Genomic DNA, 19788 nt, shown 5'->3' with positions numbered 1-19788 from the left:
TGGAAACTAACATGTCAGAAATTAGCCGTGCCGTGCTTTTCGGCAAACTGGATACGCTGTTATTTACCTCTCTGGAAAGCGCGACTGCGTTCTGCAAGCTGCGCGGTAACCCGTACGTTGAGCTGGTGCACTGGCTGCATCAGCTGATGCAGCAGCAGGAGGGCGATCTGCAGCAGGTCATCCGCCACTTTGCCCTCGACGAGCAGCAGCTGACGCGCGATATCGTGGCCGCGCTGGATGCGCTGCCGCGCGGGGCGAGCTCCGTTTCCGATCTCTCCGAACATATCGACAGCGCCGTAGAGCGCGCCTGGGTCTATGGCTCGCTGAAGTTTGGCGTCAGCCGTATTCGCGGCGGCCATCTGCTGATCGGCCTGCTGAAAACCTGGAACCTGGCCAACGTGCTGAAAAGCATTTCGGCGCAGTTCACCCGTCTTAACGTCGAGGTGCTGATCGAGCAGTTCGATACTATCTGCGCCAACAGCAAAGAGACCCAGCAGGCCGCTGCCGCCGTCGACGCACCGGCGGGTGCGGTACCTGCCGCGCAGGGGACGCTGGCCCAGTACGGCCAGGACCTGACCGCCCGCGCCCGTGAAGGGAAGATTGACCCGGTTGTCGGGCGCGACGAGGAGATCCGCCAGATGGTGGATATTCTGATGCGTCGCCGCCAGAACAACCCGCTGCTGACCGGTGAAGCCGGGGTCGGGAAAACGGCGGTGGTAGAAGGGCTGGCGCTGCGCATCGCCGACGGTGACGTCCCGGAGCCGCTGCAACATATTCAGCTGTGGCTGCTGGATATCGGCATGCTGCAGGCAGGCGCGGGCATGAAGGGCGAGTTTGAAGCCCGTCTGCAGGCGCTTATTAACGAGGTGCAGTCCAGCGCCACGCCGATTATTCTGTTTATCGATGAGATCCACACCCTGATTGGCGCAGGCGGCCAGCAGGGGACCGGCGATGCGGCGAACCTGCTGAAGCCAGCGCTGGCGCGCGGCCAGCTGCGCACCATCGGCGCCACCACCTGGGCGGAATACAAAAAGTACATCGAGAAAGATCCGGCGCTGACCCGTCGCTTCCAGACGGTGCAGGTTCACGAGCCGGACGAAGCGAAGGCTATTCTGATGCTGCGCAGCACCGTATCGCCGCTGGAGATCCACCACCAGGTACTGCTGCTCGATGAAGCGGTCAGCGCGGCGGTGAAGCTGTCGCATCGCTACATTCCGGCGCGTCAGCTGCCGGATAAAGCCGTAGCGCTGCTCGACACCGCCTGCGCCCGCGTGGCGGTCAGCCAGAGCGCGCCGCCTGCGCAGCTGGAAGACTGCCTGCGCCATCTTGCGGCGCTCGACGTGGAAATCGAGATTGCGGAACGCGAAGCGCGCGTGGGCGCGGGGGAGGCCGAACGCGTGAGGGCTTTGCGCGGCGAGCGCGAGGCGTATGAAACAAAACGCGAAGCCCTGGCCCAGCGCTGGGAAGAAGAGCGCGGCCTGGTGCAGGAGATTATTCGCCTGCGCGCGGCGCTGTTCGCGGCGGGCGATGAAGAGAGCTCCGGGCTGCGCGGCCAGCTGGCGGAACGGCAGCAGGCGCTGAACGCCTTACAGGGTGATGAACCGCTGCTGTTTGCGGCGGTCGATGAAAACGTGGTTGCCGCGGTGGTCTCTGACTGGACGGGTATTCCGCTGGGCCGGATGGTGAAAAACGAGATCGACGCGGTGCTTAACCTTGCCGACACGCTGAACCAGCGCGTGATTGGCCAGCGTCACGGTCTGGATCTCATTGCCCGCCGCGTGAAAACCTCGCGGGCGAAGCTCGACGATCCCAACAAGCCGGTGGGCGTCTTTATGCTCTGCGGCCCGTCCGGGGTGGGTAAAACCGAAACCGCGCTGGCGCTCGCCGAATCCCTGTACGGCGGCGAGCAGAACGTCATCACCATCAACATGAGCGAGTTCCAGGAAGCGCACACCGTCTCCACCTTAAAAGGTGCGCCGCCGGGGTACGTAGGGTATGGTGAAGGCGGCGTGTTGACCGAGGCCGTGCGCCGCCGCCCTTACAGCGTGGTACTGCTGGACGAAATTGAAAAAGCGCACCCGGACGTCCACGAGATCTTCTTCCAGGTCTTTGATAAGGGCTGGATGGAAGACGGCGAGGGGCGCCACATTGATTTCCGCAACACCATTATTATTCTGACGTCCAACGTTGGCACCGAGCTGATTAGCGCCATGTGCGCCGACCCTGAGCTGATGCCGGAACCTGACGCGTTAAGCGGCGCCCTGCGCCAGCCGCTGCTGGAAGTGTTCCCACCGGCGCTGCTGGGACGCCTGCTGGTAGTGCCGTACTACCCGCTGAGCGACGAGATGCTGGGGCAGATTGTTCGCCTGCAGCTCAGACGCATCCAGCGTCGTCTGGAAGAGAATCACAGCATTATTTCTGAGTTTGACGACAGCGTGGTGGAACAGATTGTTCAGCGCTGTACCGAGGTGGAGTCCGGAGGCCGTATGGTGGATGCTATTCTGACCAACACCCTGCTGCCACAGATGAGCCAGATCTTACTTACCGCCAGCCGCAGCGACGAGCAGTACCGACGTCTGCACGTCACCTGCGAGCAGGGCGAGTTTCACTGTCAGTTTGCCGCGTAATAATCATCAAGAGAACTGTAAAAGATGACGGATAATGATAACAATCGGACTGTCCCAAACGCGCTCCCGGTCGGGTACCGCTTCAACGAGTTTGAAATCAAAAAGGTGATCGGCGGCGGCGGTTTTGGCATCGTCTATCGCGCGTGGGATCACCAGCTCGAACGCACTATCGCTATCAAAGAATTTATGCCTTCTTCGCTCGCCGTGCGCGGTGACGACATGACCCTGGTTCTGCGCAGCGAGCGCTTTGGCAAAGCGTTCTCCGCAGGCCTGAACAGCTTTATTCAGGAAGCGCGTCTGCTGGCGCGCTTTAACCACCCGAACCTGCTGCACGTCCTGCGTTTCTGGGTGCAAAACGATACGGCCTACATGGGGACGCTGTTTTACAGCGGCACCACGCTGTCGCGCCTGCGCGAAGAAAAGCCGGAGCTTATCAACGAAGCCTGGATCCGCCGCACGCTGCCGATGCTGTTTGGCGCAATCAAGACCATCCACGACGAAGGCTACCTGCACCGCGACATCTCCCTGGATAACATCCAGATCCAGGATAACGGCCTGCCGGTGCTGCTCGATTTCGGCTCCGCGCGCCGCACCATCGGCAACCTTTCCGACGAAACGGAAACCATGCTGCGCCCGGGCTTTGCGCCGATCGAGCAGTACACCGACGACAACGAAAGCGAGCAGGGCCCGTGGACGGATATTTACGCTCTCGGTGCCGTCCTGCGTACCCTGATCGTAGGCTCTCCGCCACCGGTCAGCGTGGTGCGCTCTATTCAGGACACCTGCAAACCGCTGGTGGAAATCATGCCGCAGGGCTATTCCATTCCGCTGCTGCAGGCCATCGACCGCGCGCTGGCGCTGCACATGGAGGACCGTCCGCAGTCCATCGACGAGTTCGCCGCGCTGATCGAGATGCCGGTCGCGGGCATCAACGATGTGCTGACCGCGAAAAAGCCCGGCACGATGCTGGTACCGGTCGAAGACGAAAAGCCGACGTCGTTCCTCGACTGGCGTCGCTACAAAATCCCAGGCCTGGTAGCCGCAGGCGTGCTGGTGGGCGTTGTTGCCGGGGCGATGCTGTTCAGCGGCGGTAGTGACGCGCCTGAGCAGGCTGCGCAGGCACCGACAGAGACGCGTCCAACGGAAACCGCCGCGAACGCGCCGGACGTGAAGCCAGAGACGGCGAAGGTGAGCGAGCCGGCAACGGCACAGCAGACGCCACCGCCTGCCGCGAGCCCTGTTGCGTTGGTGTATATCCGGATCCTCGATGGCGAAACGCTGAAGGTGAACGGCGAGCCAAAAGCGCTGCGCCCGGGAGCTAACGGCTATGCCTCGCTCAAGCTGCCGGCCGGTGAGGTGAAGATTGAACTGCAGGGCAACGGAAGAACGCGCGGCCAGACGCTGGATATCGCTAAGCCGGGCACCTGGCTGGTGAATCCGTAAGTCAGGTCGGTACAGGACGGAGCGAATGTATAACATCAAGTTTGTCTATCTTTTCAGCGAGAACGTTGCGCCTGCGCTTTTTGCGAAAATTATCCGCCCGTCCGTCGCCGGGCAGTGGATTATGTCGGTGCCAGACCATTCGCTGCGCTCGTTGTTCACGCGCTACGATCTGCTGCGATCCATCACCGGTGCGAATCCCTACCAGTCCGGGCGCGATACGCGCAAGCTGATTGCTCAGGATCTCGATATGGGCAGAATCGTTGCGATTGACGAGAGCTTCCGCAGCTGGTCCTCGGTAACGGAAATCTTTTATATCAATGCAAAGGGGCGGCTGCAGGCCGCCTCGCTCAGCGGACTGGGCTGGTACCCTGTGAGCACTATCGTCGATCGTTACGAAACGATGGTGCGCACCTATGGTTCCCGCCCTGCGCCAACCGAGCTGCCAACGCAGGTGGTGAAATCCAGGGCGGTACAGGTGCCTGACCAGCCGACGCCGGGCAAAGACGGTAAAACCTATGCGGCTCAGCTGCAAAATATGACCAAAGCTGAACGCTGGCAGGCCCGTAAGGACCTGATTGCTAAGGGCAGCAACAGTCTCTACCCGGACGCGCAGATCGCGGCTAAACGACTCGCGGCGAATAATATTGCGGTTGAGAAAGCGAAGCTTGCGGAAAATGTTTATAAAACCGTGAACCCGCAGGAAACGACGCCGGGCGTGCCGGAGGGGTGGACGGATATCAGTAATGATGCCGCCGCGCTGAAGAAACTTGGGCTAAACCGCAAAGCGTTATTCGACAATACAGCTTCACCTGATTTTCTGGCCCGCGTATATCAACCCGATCCTGAGGTGTTTGGTCGCGATATGAATCCAACGCTCGTGTTCAGAGGATCGCGGCAGCCTGAATTCTTCCCCATGAAAAACATGGCTGACTGGAAAAATAACGGTGCCCAGGGGCTAGGCATGGCGTCAGATTACTACAAAAGAGCGGTGGGGCTCGGTGAACAACTCTTTAAATCCGGTCAACAAGTGGACATAGCGGGTCACTCTCTGGGGGGCGGATTAGCCTCTGCTACGGCGATGGCCAGCGGTATGCCGGGATGGACCTTCAACGCGGCCGGTCTGCATCCAGGTACCGTAGAGAAATACGGCGGCAGCCTGCTGGGCAGTACAGAAAATATTCAGGCCTACCGTGTTGAAGGTGAATTGCTGACAAAAATTCAGGAAGTTAACCTTTGGGAAGATTTAAAAACGGTAAAAGGACACATACCGGCACTGATAGCCAAAGAAGAGCTTTCTGCCGTCATGCCGAACGCAGCCGGAATCGCACACGACCTTCCGGGTGGAACGGGAGGCGCTCTGGATCGCCATGGTATCGATCAGGCGATTAAGTGTATTGAGCAACAGAAGGATGAAGACATCGCAATCATCGGGAGTCGCGCGTGAAATCATTGATTACTGGCTGGATAGCGCTTTGTTTAATGTTTATGGTTCAGGGGTGCAAGCAAAATATGGATTTAAAACCAGACAACTACTTCAGCGGACAACAGCTCACCTTAGCGCGTGCCATTGAAGCCGGTGAGGTGAATGAGGTAACCCAGTTAGCTTCACAAACGGACCTTAACACGCCCGGTAAAGAGGACATGACGCTGCTGTTTTGGGCGGTGATGAACTCAATTAACGATAAGAAAACACCCGATCAGTTAAAGATTATTACCGCGCTGGTCAAAGCGGGGGCAGATCCGCTGCAGCCAAGGCCTAATGGAGAGAGTAGTCCGGCTGAATATGTGCTGAAAGCGGACAGTGGCGTCTGGATAAAGGCGATGCTGGAGGGCGGATTATCGCCGGATGCCAGGGATAAAACGTTTGGAGAGCCGATTATCTTCGAAACTCTGGAAGCTAAAAACACCGATACGCTGCAGGCGATGCTTGACGGGGGAGCGGATATCAATATTACCAATTCACTGGGTAATACGTTGCCGATCGCCGCGCTGGATCTTCACTCTTACGATCATGTTCTGCTTTTGCTGGAGCGTGGGGCCAACGCAGAGCTCAAGGCGGAAAATGGCTGGACAATGGCCAATCAGCTGCAGCGGTATCTGAACCGGGCGAATGAGGGCAGCGAAGAATATCGAAAACTCACTGAAATTAAAGACGCGCTTATTCAGCATGGCGGTAAATGGCCTCCTTCGCCGGTAAAGTGAGGCTGGCATCTTTGCCCTCTCGCAGGGAGGGGCTGCTTTTCTGGAAACTCTCTGGCCGTGAGGCGATGTCCGAGTCGTTCGCGCTGACGCTGACCGTGCTCGGCACGGACGCGCGCATTGACCGCAGTAAGCTGCTGGGCCAGCCGGTCACGGTGACCATCCCGACGCAGAACCTGCTCACCTCCCGCTACATCAACGGCAAAGTCACGCGCGTGGCGGTGAGCGCCGTTGAGCTGACGGGCACGCGCTATGCGGTGTACCAGCTGACAGTGGAGCCGCACATGTGGCCGATGAAGCGCGACCGTAACCTGCGTATCTTCCAGGGCCAGACGGTGCCGCAGATTGTGAAAACCCTGCTCCGGACATGCGGAGTTCTACGCCCGCATCCGCCAGGAGCGCTGGCAGGTTGAGCATCAGCAGATTCAGGCCACCGCCACGGCGGCGGGGATAGCGCCCGGTCACACCTTCATGCTGACCAACGCCCCGTTCTTCAGCGTTGCGGCGACGGCGGGACAAATCGCGGGAGCATTATATGATTGTTCCCGTATCCCGCAGGGGTGGAAAGATAAACACGTACAACACGAACTTATCGCCACAATGGCAGGTGAGTTATTCGACAGGGCTCCTGAAGACATCGCTTAGTCATTGTTTATCTCCTATGGCATGGAAGGATATCCATGTCATAAATCTGAAGAAAAGCAGCGGCTGTTTTTTTTACTCTGGCAAAAAAGCATGAATAAAAGATGAAATAATGAAATGGACTGGCTTTATAATTTTTATACTCATCGCTTTAGTCTATATCTGGAACGGTAAAGAACTTTACACCCTAAAAGAGTGGCGAGACTTTCGAATTAAATTAATTTCAGTGTTGGTTGGTGCGCTTGCATTGACAGTCATTTTAGTTGGCGTATCAAAATTAACCCCGTTACTGGACAGAGAAAGCGCACGTGCGATAGCATTAATATTACCGGCATCCCTTATGGCAATGCTACTGTCGAAATTTTTTGTTGCGATGTTGAATGCTATTTTCGAGAGTATTATGCGATTTCATAAACGGTGTAATACCAAAGAAATGTATTTAAAACTATCGACTCTGTCTGCCCGGTACGGGGCCAAATTAAACCTGGTAGCAAAATGTCTCGCCTCGTTAGGCTGTATCTTGATGCTCTATGGCATCTGGTTTGGCAGTACAGGCTGATATAAAGAGATTAGTTAGATGTCAGCAATGCCAGGATATGAAAATAAGTAAATGCGGAATATTATGGTGCATTTGTTTTTCTTTACTATTTTTATGATTTGGACACTAGCACTTATCTGGAATGGAAAAGACTTATTCAGTAAAAAACAATGGTTCCTTGCTGGGTTGATGTTCGTTCTGGTGCTAGCGGCAACGGTTGTTATTGGTTTTACGTTGAAATGGCTCGCTCAGTCAATCTCATTATTCTCCGTTGCAACGGCGAAACAATATTCGATTATTTTTTCCATGTCTTTCCTGTGCGTATGGGGCCTAAAAGTTACCGTTGTGCTGCTCTGCACTATCTTTTCGGAAATTATAGGGGGGCACAAAAAATACAATGCTGAAAATTATGAAGCAATATCGTCTATAACACGCGTCGTTGCGCCAGGCTTACTTATCGTTGCTAAAAGCGTAGTTTCCCTGGGTAGCGTCCTTATGTTTTCAGGTTTATGGCTTAAATAAGCACGATTTAAAAAATATCTCAATGAACACCGAAATTAGTCCATAGTGGAATAAAGATTATGCTCAACCGAATTACCGTTCAGCTCCCGGTGGAGGGGCTTCTGTTCTGGAAACTGACGGGCCGCGAGGCGATGTCCGAGTCGTTCGCGCTGACGCTGACCGTGCTCGGCACGGACGCGCGCATCGACCGCAGTAAGCTGCTGGGCCAGCCGGTCACGGTGACCATCCCGACGCAGAACCTGCTGACTCCCCGCTACATCAACGGCAAAGTCACGCGCGTGGCGGTGAGCGCCGTTGAGCTGACGGGCACACGCTATGCGGTGTACCAGCTGACGGTAGAGCCGGACCTGTGGCCGATGAAGCGCGACCGTAACCTGCGTATCTTCCAGGGCCAGACGGTGCCGCAGATTGTGAAAACCCTGCTCGGTGAGCATCAGGTCAACGTTGAGGATAAGCTCACCGGCAGCTACCGGGTGTGGGACTACTGCGTGCAGTATCAGGAGTCGAGCCTGGACTTCATCAGCCGCCTGATGGAGCTGGAGGGGATTGCCTACCACTTCCGCCATGAGGCGGATAAGCACACCCTGGTGCTCAGCGATGCCGCCACGCAGCATCAGCCGTTCAGCGGCTATGAGGTTATTCCTTACCACCAGACGCCGTCGGGCGGCAGTACGGACGAAGAGGGCATCAGCCAGTGGGCGCTGGAGGACAGCGTGACGCCGGGGATTTACAGCCTCGACGACTATGACTTCCGCAAGCCGAACGCGTGGCTGTTCCAGGCCCAGCAGAACCCGGCGTCGCCGAAGCCGGGCAGCATCGACGTGTACGACTGGCCGGGACGCTTTGTGGAGACCGGACATGCGGAGTTCTACGCCCGCATCCGCCAGGAGCGCTGGCAGGTTGAGCACCAGCAGATTCAGGCCACCGCCACGGCGGCGGGGATAGCGCCGGGGCACACCTTCACGCTGACCAACGCCCCGTTCTTCAGCGACAACGGCGAGTATCTGGTGACGGCGGCGGGCTACCACTTCGAAGAGAACCGCTACGCGAGCGGCGAGGGTGAAACCATTCACCGCACCGATTTTACGGTCATCCCGGCGTCGGTCTCTTATCGCCCTGCGCAGAGCACGTCGTGGCCGCGCACCTACGGCCCGCAAACCGCGAAGGTGGTGGGGCCAAAGGGCGAGAGTATCTGGACGGACAAATACGGTCGCGTGAAGGTGAAGTTCCACTGGGACCGCCTGGCGAAGGGAGATGACACGAGCTCCTGCTGGGTGCGGGTGTCGAGCGCGTGGGCGGGCCAGGGCTACGGCGGGGTGCAAATCCCGCGCGTCGGCGACGAGGTGGTGGTGGACTTTATCAACGGCGACCCGGACCGTCCGATTATCACCGGCCGCGTGTACAACGACGCAAGCATGCCGCCGTGGGCGCTGCCGGCAGCGGCGACGCAGATGGGGTTTATGAGCCGCACGAAAGACGGTTCAGTCGATAACGCCAACGCCCTGCGCTTTGAGGATAAAGCGGGCGCAGAGCAGGTGTGGATCCAGGCCGAGCGTAACATGGATACCAGCGTTAAAAATGATGAAACGCACAGCGTCGGCGGCGAGCGCAGCCATTACGTGAAGAAAAACGAGCTGCATCGTGTGGAAGCAAACCAGACCCAGGCCGTGAAAGGTGGCACCGAGATCCTGACGGGGAAAGGCAAGCTGGATGCGGCGGTAGAGCAGTATGTCATTGCATCCGGGACGAAGCTGCGGCTGGTCTCCGGTGAGAGCGCCATTGAACTCAACGCTAACGGCAAGATTAACCTGATTGGCAAAGAGTTTAACTTCTTCGTGGAAGGGGATGGTTATATCACCACGGGCGGTAAGCTGCATCTGAATACCTCGGGAACCAAGCCGGGCACAACGGCACCGGGATCGGGGCATAAAGGGGATATTGATGCGGCGGTGCAGGCAAAATTTCCGGCCAAAGATGAGTAAAGCAGGTGCGGTGCTTATCGCGTTACTAACGACGGGAATGGCTGGAGGAGATGCGCAGAAAAAGGATCTTTGGACGTTTATTTCCGGGATGAGTGCATCGCTTAAGACGTTATCCGTTACAACCCTTAGTAACGCGCCGTTATCGTTTAAGATGACCAGGCAAAATGAATATATCAATTTCTACAATGCCGACGATATCAAACTCGCTGATGGAACGAACATAACCGCAATTGGGTTACGTTTAAGCAAACAAAACGATGGCATGGCGCCTTTACTGAATTTCTCACCTTCCTTAGGTCAATGCATAACGCTTGATACCGTTAAAAAGCGCTATCCGCAGCTGAAGTTAACTGATTATCCGCGCGGCCGTTCGGAGAACGAAGTGACCAGCTATACAGCCCGAAAAGATATGAATGGACAAAAAGTGAGCTTCAGTTTCACCGTGAAAAATCCTCGCTGTCTGGGTTCAGTCGTCATTAGCGCCGACTAAGAAATACTGCACTCATGTCCTGGCGGTTTCTTCAGGGTGATAATGCCCATACACATTTAATAAATGACGATTAACGTGAAAAAACATACGCCAATATTTCTTTGTTCGGCCCTGATGTTTACCTGTCCTGGCAGCAATGTGGTTTTCGCTCAAGGTAAGCCATCCATTCTGACTAAACAGGATTTTTCCGTGCAGATCAAAGACCAGCCTGTCGCCTTGGGTGACAGATGGACTCCTGATATTGCCCGTAAAATTAACGTGCCGGTGGATGGCAGTTTTACCGGTGAGGTTCCTTTTGATGGAGTCCACTATAAATTCTTCCAGCATCAAAAGGCCGGAGTAAGCCTATTCACTTCCAATCTCTGGTGGGATAAAGCGGAAAGAAGCGTTGATGAGTATATCGTGTCGCAGATTACGCTGACTGCCGAAGCTATCCCAACACCACGCGGTGTCCATGTGGGTTCAACGAGAAGGGAACTGAACAGCGCATACGGTACCGGTCAGGTCGACAATGATGCCGGGGAAGAGTGGATTACCTACGGATTGGGGAAAAAGTTGCTCTCTTTTGAGATGAAAGGCGGCAACGTTATCAAAATAACGATGAATTACGATAATGGTTCTTCAGAGTGATTTATGACCAAAAAATATCTGGCAGCTGTATTGTTAACCGCTTTATTGACAGGCGTCGTTGAAACGTCATCGGCGCTTGAGTTATCGCAATACAATAAGCTCGATACGGTAAGTCGCATCGTTAATGACGGCGAAGTGGCTGACATTCTCAGGAAAACGCTGGGAAACCATTACCAGACCTTTATTGCTAACTTTGATGTCTTCGGTGAACCGCATAGCACCGCAGGTGGCGGATTGTTTGTTGAAGGCTGGCTAAAGGATCTTTATCAGGAGAATGCGTCAGCGCTGGTCATCAATCCTGACGGTAAAATCTTTGCGGCCTGGGTGGTTCCGGAATCGGACGTTATACAATATCGGTCATCTGATAATAGCCCGGTTATAAATGCCGATATTAAGCAGTGGGCCGCCAGATTCAAGGCGATGCATTTTGCAACGAACAGCCTGTCAGGTATCGCGTTTGACGGTGAGTGGTCTGGCGAATTCGGGGACGACTCGACGTTAACCCTGCGTTTAGCTGAATCAGGCAACCGTATCACCGGGTCTTATTGCTATATCTCCCAGAGAGGAAACCGCATAGATTGCCCGGAAGATGATGAGCGTAATCTTACCGGTACGATCGCAGGCAATCGTGCCAACGTTGAGTTCAACTCATCGTTTGGCGGCGTCGGCGGACGGGCTGTTCTGGAAATAAAAGGGAGTGAAATGGAATGGCGCTTAGTGACTCCTCCTCAAAAAGGTAATTATTATGCTCCGCTGCGTTATACGTTACGTAAAGCCCCTTCGGTTCAAAACGCGGAATTCAGAAAACTGGACACCGAAAAGTTCGATATTTCGTTGATAAACAGGTGCGGGCGTTTCGAGAGCGAATGTGACGCGATGGTTTATCTCGGCGTGCGCAAAAGCGATAACAGTACGATCTCCTTAAAGGGAAAAACGTTACGCGACTCCGCAGGTAAAATAATCGGTTCAACGTACAAGAATGGCGAGATCGCTTATACCGTGACGTATGCACCTGTGAAACTGGTTGTCAGCAAGGGCAACCGTGTTTTAGTCGAACAATCCGGTCAATGGCTTAAATAATATAAAGCCAGACAAAGGCCAGTTTGGATTGGCCTAAATTATTTTTCTCAATATTAATCATCCCGAGTTCACTTATGAAATACACCCTCCAGGAAGGTTCGTTTTCCCTCTTTCCTGCTGTCTGGCAGGATAACAGCATGAACATTATTCGCGATGACGAAAGCGGGCTGTCCGTGGTGGTCAGCCGCGGCGCGATCCCCGATGGTAGCGACTACGAACAAGAGTTCCACCGCCAGTGGGACGTGCTGCGTCCGCAGATGGGTGAGATTGCCCAGAGCGAATTCCGGAGCGTAAAAGCCGGGCCTGACGGAAAAACGAACGGGCTGGAAGTTGAGACCACTTTCGACCGCAACGGGCAGCGCCTGTGGCAAAAACAGCTGGCCGTACAGACGCCGGGCAAACCGGTATTAATGATTTTTACCCTCTCGGCGCTCAGAGCATTCACCGAAGAGGACGAGGTGCGCTGGAGCGCGCTTAAGCAGAGTCTGACGCTAAACGACAACCGGAATGTGTAAGGCATGAGCGATAACAACGCGGCCCGTAAGGGCGACGAGATTATTCACTCCAGCATTTTTGCTGACATCACCAGCATCGTGGCGGAAGGTGCCGCCTATGCGGTGATCGGCGCGGCGGTGGGCGCGGCCGCTACCGTCGCGGCGCCATTGCTGGGGGCGGGGGCAGCAGCTGCAGGCGTGGCGGCAATTGGATCCAGCTGTCTGTTAAGCGGCATCATTGGCGGCGTGCTGGCGAACGTGGCGGGGATCACCGACGATATCAGCAACGCTGCGGAAGGGTTAGGCAATGCGATTTTCCCACCGTCGCCGGCGGGAAAAATCACCACCGGCTCGAATAACGTTCTCACCAACGCAATCCCCGCCGCACGCGCGGCAGGCACGCTGACGCCTGCTGATACGCCTTCACCTGAGCCCCAGTCGCCCGGCAGCTTTGCCGATTACGCGGGCATGCTGCTTTCCGCCGCCGGACAGTTTGGCAGCGAAATGTGGCAGCCTAGCGTGGCCTCTGCCGCCGCGGGGACCTCGCCGCTGGAAGAAGACAAGGTGGCGTGTGAAAAGCACTCCGGGCCGCAGTATCTGGCGGAAGGCTCCAAAAGCGTCTTTATCAACGGGCAGCCCGCGGTGCGCGCGAAAGATCGCACCACCTGCGAAGGCACCGTTTCCGACGACGTCTCCCCGAACGTGATCATCGGCGGGGACACGCTCACGGTCCGGGATATCAAAAGCGGTAAAACGCCGGGTCTGGCGCTGGGAATGATCGCGCTCTCCCTGCTGCGCGGGCGTCCGGGCAAGATCCTGAAAAACATGCCCTGCGCGCTAGCGGCGGCCGGCGGCGGGATGCTGGCCGACATGGCGGTGAATGCCGTGTTTGGCTCCTCGCACCCGGTCCACGCCGCCACCGGCGTGAAGGTGCTGAACGATGACGACGAGCTCGACTTCTCGCTGCCGGGGCGCTTCCCGCTTCGCTGGCAGCGAAGCTATAACAGCTTGACCACCCGCGAAGGGCTGTTTGGTCTGGGCTGGGCAACCACCTTTGACAGCTATCTGGCGCTGGAAGATAACACTGCGACCTGGTTCGATGAAACCGGGCGCGAGCTGAGCTTCGAGCTGCCGCCTGTCGACCACGCGTTTTACAGCATCAGCGAAGGCATCATTATCCGCCGCAATGAGAACGGCGACCTAGCGATTGCCGACGATGACGGTGCGGTGTGGCGTCTGTACAAACCGACCCGCATGAATCCTTCTATCCTGCGTCTGGCCTCCCTCAGCGATGAATACGGCAACGCGCTGCTGACGGCGTGGGACGAGCACGGCAGGCTGGTCGGTCTTCACGACGAGCCGCGGGCCATCGACGTCACCCTGCGCTATGACGATGAACGCTTCCCGCTGCGCGTGACCGCGGCCAGCCATTTTGACGGCGACCAGACATGGCCGCTAATGCAGTGGGGCTACGACGCGCGCGGCCAGCTGGCGATCGCGACGGACGCCTCCGGCGTGGTGACGCGTGAATACCGCTACAACGACCACGGCCTGATGGTCTGGCACCGGATGCCGGGCGGGCTGGAGAGCGAATACCGCTGGCAAAAATTCGACCACTGGCGCGTGGTGGAAAACCGCACCAGCACCGGCGACGGCTGCCGCTTTAGCTACGATTTAGCCGCCGGGCTGACGACCGTCGAGCACTACGATGGTCAGACGCGCCGCCACTACTGGAACGCGCAGAATCTGATCGTCCGCTACGTAGACGAGCGCGGTGAAAACTGGTGCTACGAATGGGACGACAACGAGCTTCTGACGCGTCGCATCGATCCGCTCGGCCACGCCGTCATCTTTGTCTACGACGAGATGGGCAACCGGGTGCAGGAGATCGATGCCGACGGCAATACCCGCACCACCACCTGGCTGGAGCACCGCGCGCTTCCGGCGGCGATTATCGAAGCCGACGGCAGCGCCACCCGGTTCTGGTACGACGAACATCACGGGCTGAAGCGCGTGGTGGACCCGATGGGGCAGACGACGCAGCTGCGCCGGGACGAGTTCGGCCAGGTCGTTGAAGAGGTCGATGCCGCAGGCAACAGCCGCTACCAGGAGTACAACGAAGCCGGGCAGATTGTTCGTTCGACGGACTGTTCCGGACGTATTACCCGCTACCGCTATCACCCGCTGGGCTGGCTGGTGGCCGAGGTGAGCGCCGACGGTGAAGAGACGCGCTATCGCTACGACGCCGCAGGACGTCCGGTGCAGCTCGATCGCCCGGAAGGCTGGACGGAGTCGCTCAAATGGAACGAACGCGGTCTGCCGATGAAGCATGCGGGTGCCGACGGGAAAGAGAGCGAGTTCCGCTACGACGAGGCGGGGCGCTTAACCGCCACCCGTAATACCCAGGGCGAAGAGGTGCGTCGCCGCTGGGACAGCCGCGGGCGTCTGATCGCCCTGGAAAACGAAAACGGCGAAGCGTACCGGTTCCGCTGGGGGCCAGATTCGCTGCTGCTGGAAGAGGTGGGGCTCGATGGCGTAGCCTCGCAGTATCGCTACGATGCCTGCGGACGCACGATTGCGCGCACCTTTGCCGCCGGTCATCCGGAGGCCATCACCCACGCCTTCGCCTGGAGCGCGAGCGGCCAGCTGGTCGCCCGCACCACGCCGGAAGGGCAGACCCGCTACCATTACACGCCGTCCGGGCTTTTAAGCCGGATTGGGCTGCATCCTGCGCTTGCAGCAGATGCCTGGAGTACCGAGGCAGAGCAGGAGCTCGCCTTTGAGTATGACGCGCTCGGTCGCGTCACGCGCGAGGCGGGCGAGCACGGCGAGCTGGCGTGGCAGTACGACGCGCTGGGCAACCGCACCTCCGTCACGCTGCCCGACGGTCGCGAGCTGAAGCAGTTCTACTACGGCAGCGGGCATCTGCTCAGCATTGCTCTCGATAAGCTGTCGGTGTCCGACTTTACCCGGGACGAACTCCATCGGGAGACCAGCCGCACTCAGGGGCTGCTGACCACCCGCAGCGAGTACGACCGTCTTGGCCGCCTGCACCGCCGGGACGTCTTTACCGGCAATGCCCAGCGCCCGTCGCCGCGCCGCTGGTCCCGCCGCTGGGATTACGACTACCGCAATAACCTGGTGCGTGAAGAGCGGGACGATAACCCGTTCAGCTGGTACCGCTGGCAGTACGATAGCGCCGGGCGCCTGCTGGTTCAGGACGGCACGCTGCCCGGACAGGAGCAGTGGCGCTGGGACGCTGCCGGTAACCCGCTCGAAGGATCTGTTGAGAAGGTCACGCACAACCGCCTGACGCAGCTTAACGGCATTCGCTGGCGCTATGACATCCACGGTCGCACCGTGGAGAAGGATAACGGCCAGACCCGCTGGCACTACCGCTACGATGGCGAACATCGCCTGACGGAGGTCATCAGCCAGCCGCGGGACCGCAATAAGCCGCAGATGCAGGTCAGCTTCCGCTACGATCCGCTCGGGCGGCGCATCAGCAAAACGCGCCGCCAGATGCTGGGCGGACATCCAACGGGCAGGGCGGTCACCACCCGGTTTGTCTGGGAAGGGTTCCGCCTGCTGCAGGAGGTGCACGGAGATGTGCCGCTCACCTACGTTTACAGCGATCAGGACAGCTACGACCCGCTGGCGCGTATTGACGGCGTGGATGCTCCGGAGATTTTCTGGTTCCACTGCCAGCCGAACGGCACGCCGGAGCGGATGACGGATATCGAAGGGCAGGTGCGCTGGGAAGGGGTGAACAGCGCCTGGGGCAAGCTGCTGCGGGAAAGCGAGACGCAGGTATCAGGCTATTCTCAGAACCTGCGCATGCAGGGGCAATACCTGGACCGTGAGACAGGGCTGCACTACAATCTGTTCCGGTATTACGATCCGGACTGCGGGCGGTTTACGCAGCAGGACCCGATAGGGCTGGCGGGAGGGATAAATCTTTACCAGCATGCGCCGAATGCGCTGGGGTGGGTGGATCCGTGGGGGTTGAGCCGTAAATGTAAGGATCCATCTAAAGAAGCAACGAAGTGGCAAGGCCCTGGAAATGATGATTATCCCGGTATTGATGTTTATAAGAATAGGAAGCTGAAAAAAGGTACAATTCTTTATGCTCTTTACCCGAATGGGAATCAACAACCCTCATATACTGTGACATTCCCAACAGTCAATCAATATAGAGGCGATCCTTTGGGTTATCATCAAGCGTTACAGGTAAAATTAGATCCTCGATGGCCTGTACGTACGAAATTAAGGGCTTTCTATGTAAGCGAAGACATAGATGTTGCTTACGGTAGAGCGGCAGCCAATAAGTTGTATGGAGATGGGGGAGGACTTCAGTTCTTTATCCCAGAGGAATCGAGACATCTTTTAACCCCAGGAAAGATTATAGATATATGATAAACTTAAATTTTAATCCGAAAACGGGAAAGCTAACTTTCGATGATCTAACTTTAGATATTGATACTGAAGAAGGATTTTGCGACAGTAATCTTTATCACAAACTAAATACGTTTAATGCTGTAAAGAAATACATGCCTTATCACTATCTTATTGATTCGGTGTTTTTTTGTGATAAAGAATTTGAAATTAGCATACGGCCAATATGTTTTGGTTTTCCTTTTATGGTTCATCTTGTCAATAAGGATAGTGAATATTATAAATCCCTAAAGGACTGGGATGCGAGAACTAATATTAACATGCTAAATAACGCAGTGAAAAGCTTGTCTGATTGGCTAAGCCTTTCTCTGAATTTAGGGGTTCCTGACATTACGGAAACAGAAATGATTAGATGGGATTATGAATGGGGCCGAATTTCTGTCTCGTATGAGACAAAGTCATTCAGCCATGGTTTATATATAGTTTGGAATTCAATATAATCAATCACCAAAGCTTGGCTAAATTAAGTTATTGACTAATAACCTCATCCATTTACTTTTAATCTTACTTGTCATTATTGAAGTTAAAAGTTATACAGAAAATGAAAATAACTAATCGACTTAAAAAGAAGTTATTAGTCCTTGATGGCATTGACAATGATCTTATAGAGTATGGAAAGGAAATAGCATGCCCTGAATGCGAAGGAGTAATAGTCTATTCTATCGTAAACTCATATGAGTTTGACATGCTAGCTGAAGAAGTAAAATGCTTTTTGGTTAAGAAAATGAGATGTGTGAAATTTGTTAGTGAACATAAGAAGTATATCTACGATGAAAGCCATTTATATGTTTCGAAAAACACATGTTCAAAGTGTTTAAAGGAGTTTTCTACTGTATTAACGTATAAAGAAGTGCAGCCAGCCCGATACCGGGTATATCTTGTGGGGCTTTTTGACGGTGATTTGAAACAGTTCAAACTTTAAAAGTTGAGATTTACCAATGATTAAAAATCTCATTTGTATTAAAGAAAATGACCTGCTTCAATGGGTATGTGGTGAACGTAACATACTGGTTAGTATGCCATTTTTAGACTATGCAATGGTCGACTCGACACGCCAGTTAGTCTTTGCGCTAAGCGAGCCAAAGCCATTACCAACCGTTTTGACCATCTTCAATGCGCAGGGAGAAAACCTATTTTGGTCAGCACCTCCTGAAGGCGCAGCTTTCTATTACTTAACTTTCAACCTGTCAAAGGAAGTGGTTGTGGTCTGTAGCTATGCGGAAAAGCAAAACGGATGGCATGATTGGTTTTACTCCTGGGATATGAAGCGTAACGCGTTGTCTCTATCGGGCCCTGCGTATTAACATCAAAAGCGCCAAAAACGATCACAATAACCGGTGGCAAAAGAGGGCTGCATAAGCAGTTCCGACAAGCGGTTTAAAAAACAGAGCTGAGAGGGAAAAGATGAGCACGGTTTAATTTGTCATTTTGCCCTATATAAAACCACGCGAAGAAATCGAAACAGCGATACCTGCTTATGTTGAGTGGCTTAAAAAGGGGGATGCAGAGGGGATTTTCCTGACGTCCGGAAGACGGATCCCAAGAAACGGTGGCACCATTCTCGCTCAGTGTGAAAGTCTTGCCTCTCTTGAAGAGCGCTTACGCGAGGATCCTTTTCAGACTTTTAAGCTTGCGACTGCTGAAATCATTCCTTTAAACCCTAGAGTTAAGAAAGAATCCCTGGGAAATGTGTTTTGATTCCGTAAAAAATCAAACATTAAATAATAAGTTCATCACATCGCCATCTTTTACGATGTAGTCCATCCCATCCCTTCCGCAAGAATTGTCTGCTCCTTCGTGCCTTACTCACCCTTCCTCTATAAGTAGTCGGTCTCCGATTTTACCCGCCACGAACTCCAGCGCAAGACCAGCCGCACGTAGGGGCTGCTGATAACCTGACGGCGTTGATGCTCCGGAGATTTTCTGGTTCCACTGCCAGCCGAACGGCACGCCGGAGCGGATGACGGATATTGAAGGGCAGGTGCGCTGGGAAGGGGTGAACAGCGCCATACTGAAAATAGAGTTATTAATTTCGACAAGATTGATATTCTTCCAGAGGAACCATGATAAATTTACAATCTTATAATGACGTGTTAGATTTCCTGGAACTGTTTTTTCAAAAATATATTCTTGATTCTAATTGTCTACATGAAATGCAATCTATTTTAGCTGGATGTCGCAAAGAACAAATGGTAGCTATTCGAGCTATAGATTCATGTTTTATGGAATATAGACGAAAGACTCAGGATTATAGAGTCCCTACTACTGAGGAACAGGAGATATGGAAGCAGTTGTTCAATGTATGGCAATAAAATATTAAATCAACAACTGGCAAAGATTTTTTGTTTCCTGGTTGTAAGACGTCGGGAGGCATCACTGAAATTGTAATAGGTTAAACACTTTCGGGGATGCATTGATTTCACAAATTACAAATAAATTGAGTAATGAAAAATGAATGAAATTATTTTTACAGGTTTTGGTGTTGACATAATCAAAAGAGATGGTGAATATTTTATCCGATATGATACCGGAACTATTGCTATGATTGAAAAGGAGTCGAAAATTACTCCGGAAGAGGCATTGAAAGCACAGAAAAGTGAAAATGATGCTTATGAGGTTATTATGGCCACTCAGACTAGAGAAAGAGAAAATAAGCATTTCTTTTCATAAGGGTAATATATTATAG

General features: G+C 54.6%; 17 protein-coding genes and 2 pseudogenes. All 19 read left to right on the top strand.

The annotated features are described in order from the left end of the window. Positions 1-11: 11 nt before the first annotated feature. The 19 genes and pseudogenes from tssH (at position 12) to ACMWKK_RS00005 (ending at position 19772) form a co-directional block, all read left to right on the top strand. Entirely contained in the window at positions 12-2627 is a 2616-nt protein-coding gene (gene tssH, locus ACMWKK_RS00095; RefSeq protein ID WP_112780872.1) for a type VI secretion system ATPase TssH, read from the top strand. 24 nt (positions 2628-2651) lie between these two features. Then, positions 2652-4070, top strand: coding sequence for a serine/threonine protein kinase (locus tag ACMWKK_RS00090; protein WP_112780873.1), 1419 nt, complete (start codon positions 2652-2654; stop codon positions 4068-4070). A 25-nt stretch (positions 4071-4095) separates the two neighbouring features. Then, a complete protein-coding gene (locus ACMWKK_RS00085) occupies positions 4096-5514 on the top strand; it encodes a phospholipase (protein WP_406542727.1) in 1419 nt (472 codons plus the stop codon). Then, the gene (locus ACMWKK_RS00080) at positions 5511-6272 is read left to right on the top strand and encodes an ankyrin repeat domain-containing protein (RefSeq protein ID WP_112780925.1); all 762 of its coding nucleotides are present in this window, start codon (positions 5511-5513) and stop codon (positions 6270-6272) included. The genes ACMWKK_RS00085 and ACMWKK_RS00080 overlap by 4 nt, the downstream gene beginning before the upstream one ends. Further along, positions 6248-6767, top strand: a pseudogene (locus ACMWKK_RS00075) (contractile injection system protein, VgrG/Pvc8 family); the annotation flags it as partial. The gene ACMWKK_RS00080 and the pseudogene ACMWKK_RS00075, both read left to right, overlap by 25 nt. Next, a pseudogene (locus ACMWKK_RS00070) lies at positions 6765-6914 on the top strand (ADP-ribosylglycohydrolase family protein); the annotation flags it as partial. The pseudogenes ACMWKK_RS00075 and ACMWKK_RS00070, both read left to right, overlap by 3 nt. A 109-nt stretch (positions 6915-7023) precedes the next feature. Next, positions 7024-7470 carry a hypothetical protein gene (locus tag ACMWKK_RS00065; RefSeq protein WP_112780875.1) on the top strand — a complete coding sequence of 149 codons (447 nt, stop codon included), beginning with the start codon at positions 7024-7026 and terminating at the stop codon, positions 7468-7470. 63 nt (positions 7471-7533) lie between these two features. Beyond that, positions 7534-7971 carry a hypothetical protein gene (locus ACMWKK_RS00060; protein ID WP_236653128.1) on the top strand — a complete coding sequence of 146 codons (438 nt, stop codon included), beginning with the start codon at positions 7534-7536 and terminating at the stop codon, positions 7969-7971. A gap of 59 nt (positions 7972-8030) precedes the next feature. Further along, entirely contained in the window at positions 8031-9953 is a 1923-nt protein-coding gene (locus tag ACMWKK_RS00055; protein ID WP_112780877.1) for a type VI secretion system Vgr family protein, read from the top strand. Further along, entirely contained in the window at positions 9946-10443 is a 498-nt protein-coding gene (locus ACMWKK_RS00050; RefSeq protein WP_236653127.1) for a hypothetical protein, read from the top strand. Before ACMWKK_RS00055 ends, ACMWKK_RS00050 begins: the two co-directional genes overlap by 8 nt. A 75-nt stretch (positions 10444-10518) precedes the next feature. After that, positions 10519-11073 carry a hypothetical protein gene (locus ACMWKK_RS00045; protein ID WP_258526876.1) on the top strand — a complete coding sequence of 185 codons (555 nt, stop codon included), beginning with the start codon at positions 10519-10521 and terminating at the stop codon, positions 11071-11073. Between the two features lie 3 nt (positions 11074-11076). Continuing rightward, complete coding sequence (locus tag ACMWKK_RS00040; protein WP_112780879.1) at positions 11077-12153, top strand: hypothetical protein; 1077 nt, start codon at positions 11077-11079, stop codon at positions 12151-12153. Positions 12154-12227: 74 nt separating this feature from the next. Then, positions 12228-12668 carry a DcrB-related protein gene (locus tag ACMWKK_RS00035; RefSeq protein WP_112780880.1) on the top strand — a complete coding sequence of 147 codons (441 nt, stop codon included), beginning with the start codon at positions 12228-12230 and terminating at the stop codon, positions 12666-12668. Positions 12669-12671: 3 nt separating this feature from the next. Further along, positions 12672-17063 carry an RHS repeat-associated core domain-containing protein gene (locus ACMWKK_RS00030; RefSeq protein ID WP_406542726.1) on the top strand — a complete coding sequence of 1464 codons (4392 nt, stop codon included), beginning with the start codon at positions 12672-12674 and terminating at the stop codon, positions 17061-17063. Further along, the gene (locus ACMWKK_RS00025; protein WP_112780882.1) at positions 17060-17542 is read left to right on the top strand and encodes a hypothetical protein; all 483 of its coding nucleotides are present in this window, start codon (positions 17060-17062) and stop codon (positions 17540-17542) included. Before ACMWKK_RS00030 ends, ACMWKK_RS00025 begins: the two co-directional genes overlap by 4 nt. A gap of 498 nt (positions 17543-18040) precedes the next feature. Beyond that, positions 18041-18406, top strand: a complete 366-nt coding sequence (locus ACMWKK_RS00020) for a hypothetical protein (protein WP_406542725.1) — start codon at positions 18041-18043, stop codon at positions 18404-18406. A gap of 121 nt (positions 18407-18527) precedes the next feature. Then, on the top strand, positions 18528-18800 hold the full coding sequence (locus ACMWKK_RS00015; protein ID WP_248051218.1) for a YciI family protein: 273 nt from the start codon (positions 18528-18530) through the stop codon (positions 18798-18800). Between the two features lie 220 nt (positions 18801-19020). Beyond that, entirely contained in the window at positions 19021-19188 is a 168-nt protein-coding gene (locus ACMWKK_RS00010; protein WP_258526878.1) for an RHS domain-containing protein, read from the top strand. 365 nt (positions 19189-19553) lie between these two features. After that, positions 19554-19772, top strand: coding sequence for a hypothetical protein (locus ACMWKK_RS00005; protein WP_112780886.1), 219 nt, complete (start codon positions 19554-19556; stop codon positions 19770-19772). Positions 19773-19788: the final 16 nt, after the last annotated feature.

It is taken from the genome of Enterobacter sp. 01-M-03-SI-ECC (assembly GCF_047530215.1).
Classification (GTDB): Bacteria; Pseudomonadota; Gammaproteobacteria; order Enterobacterales; family Enterobacteriaceae; genus Enterobacter; species Enterobacter chengduensis.
This window is presented reverse-complemented; position numbering and strand designations above follow the sequence as displayed.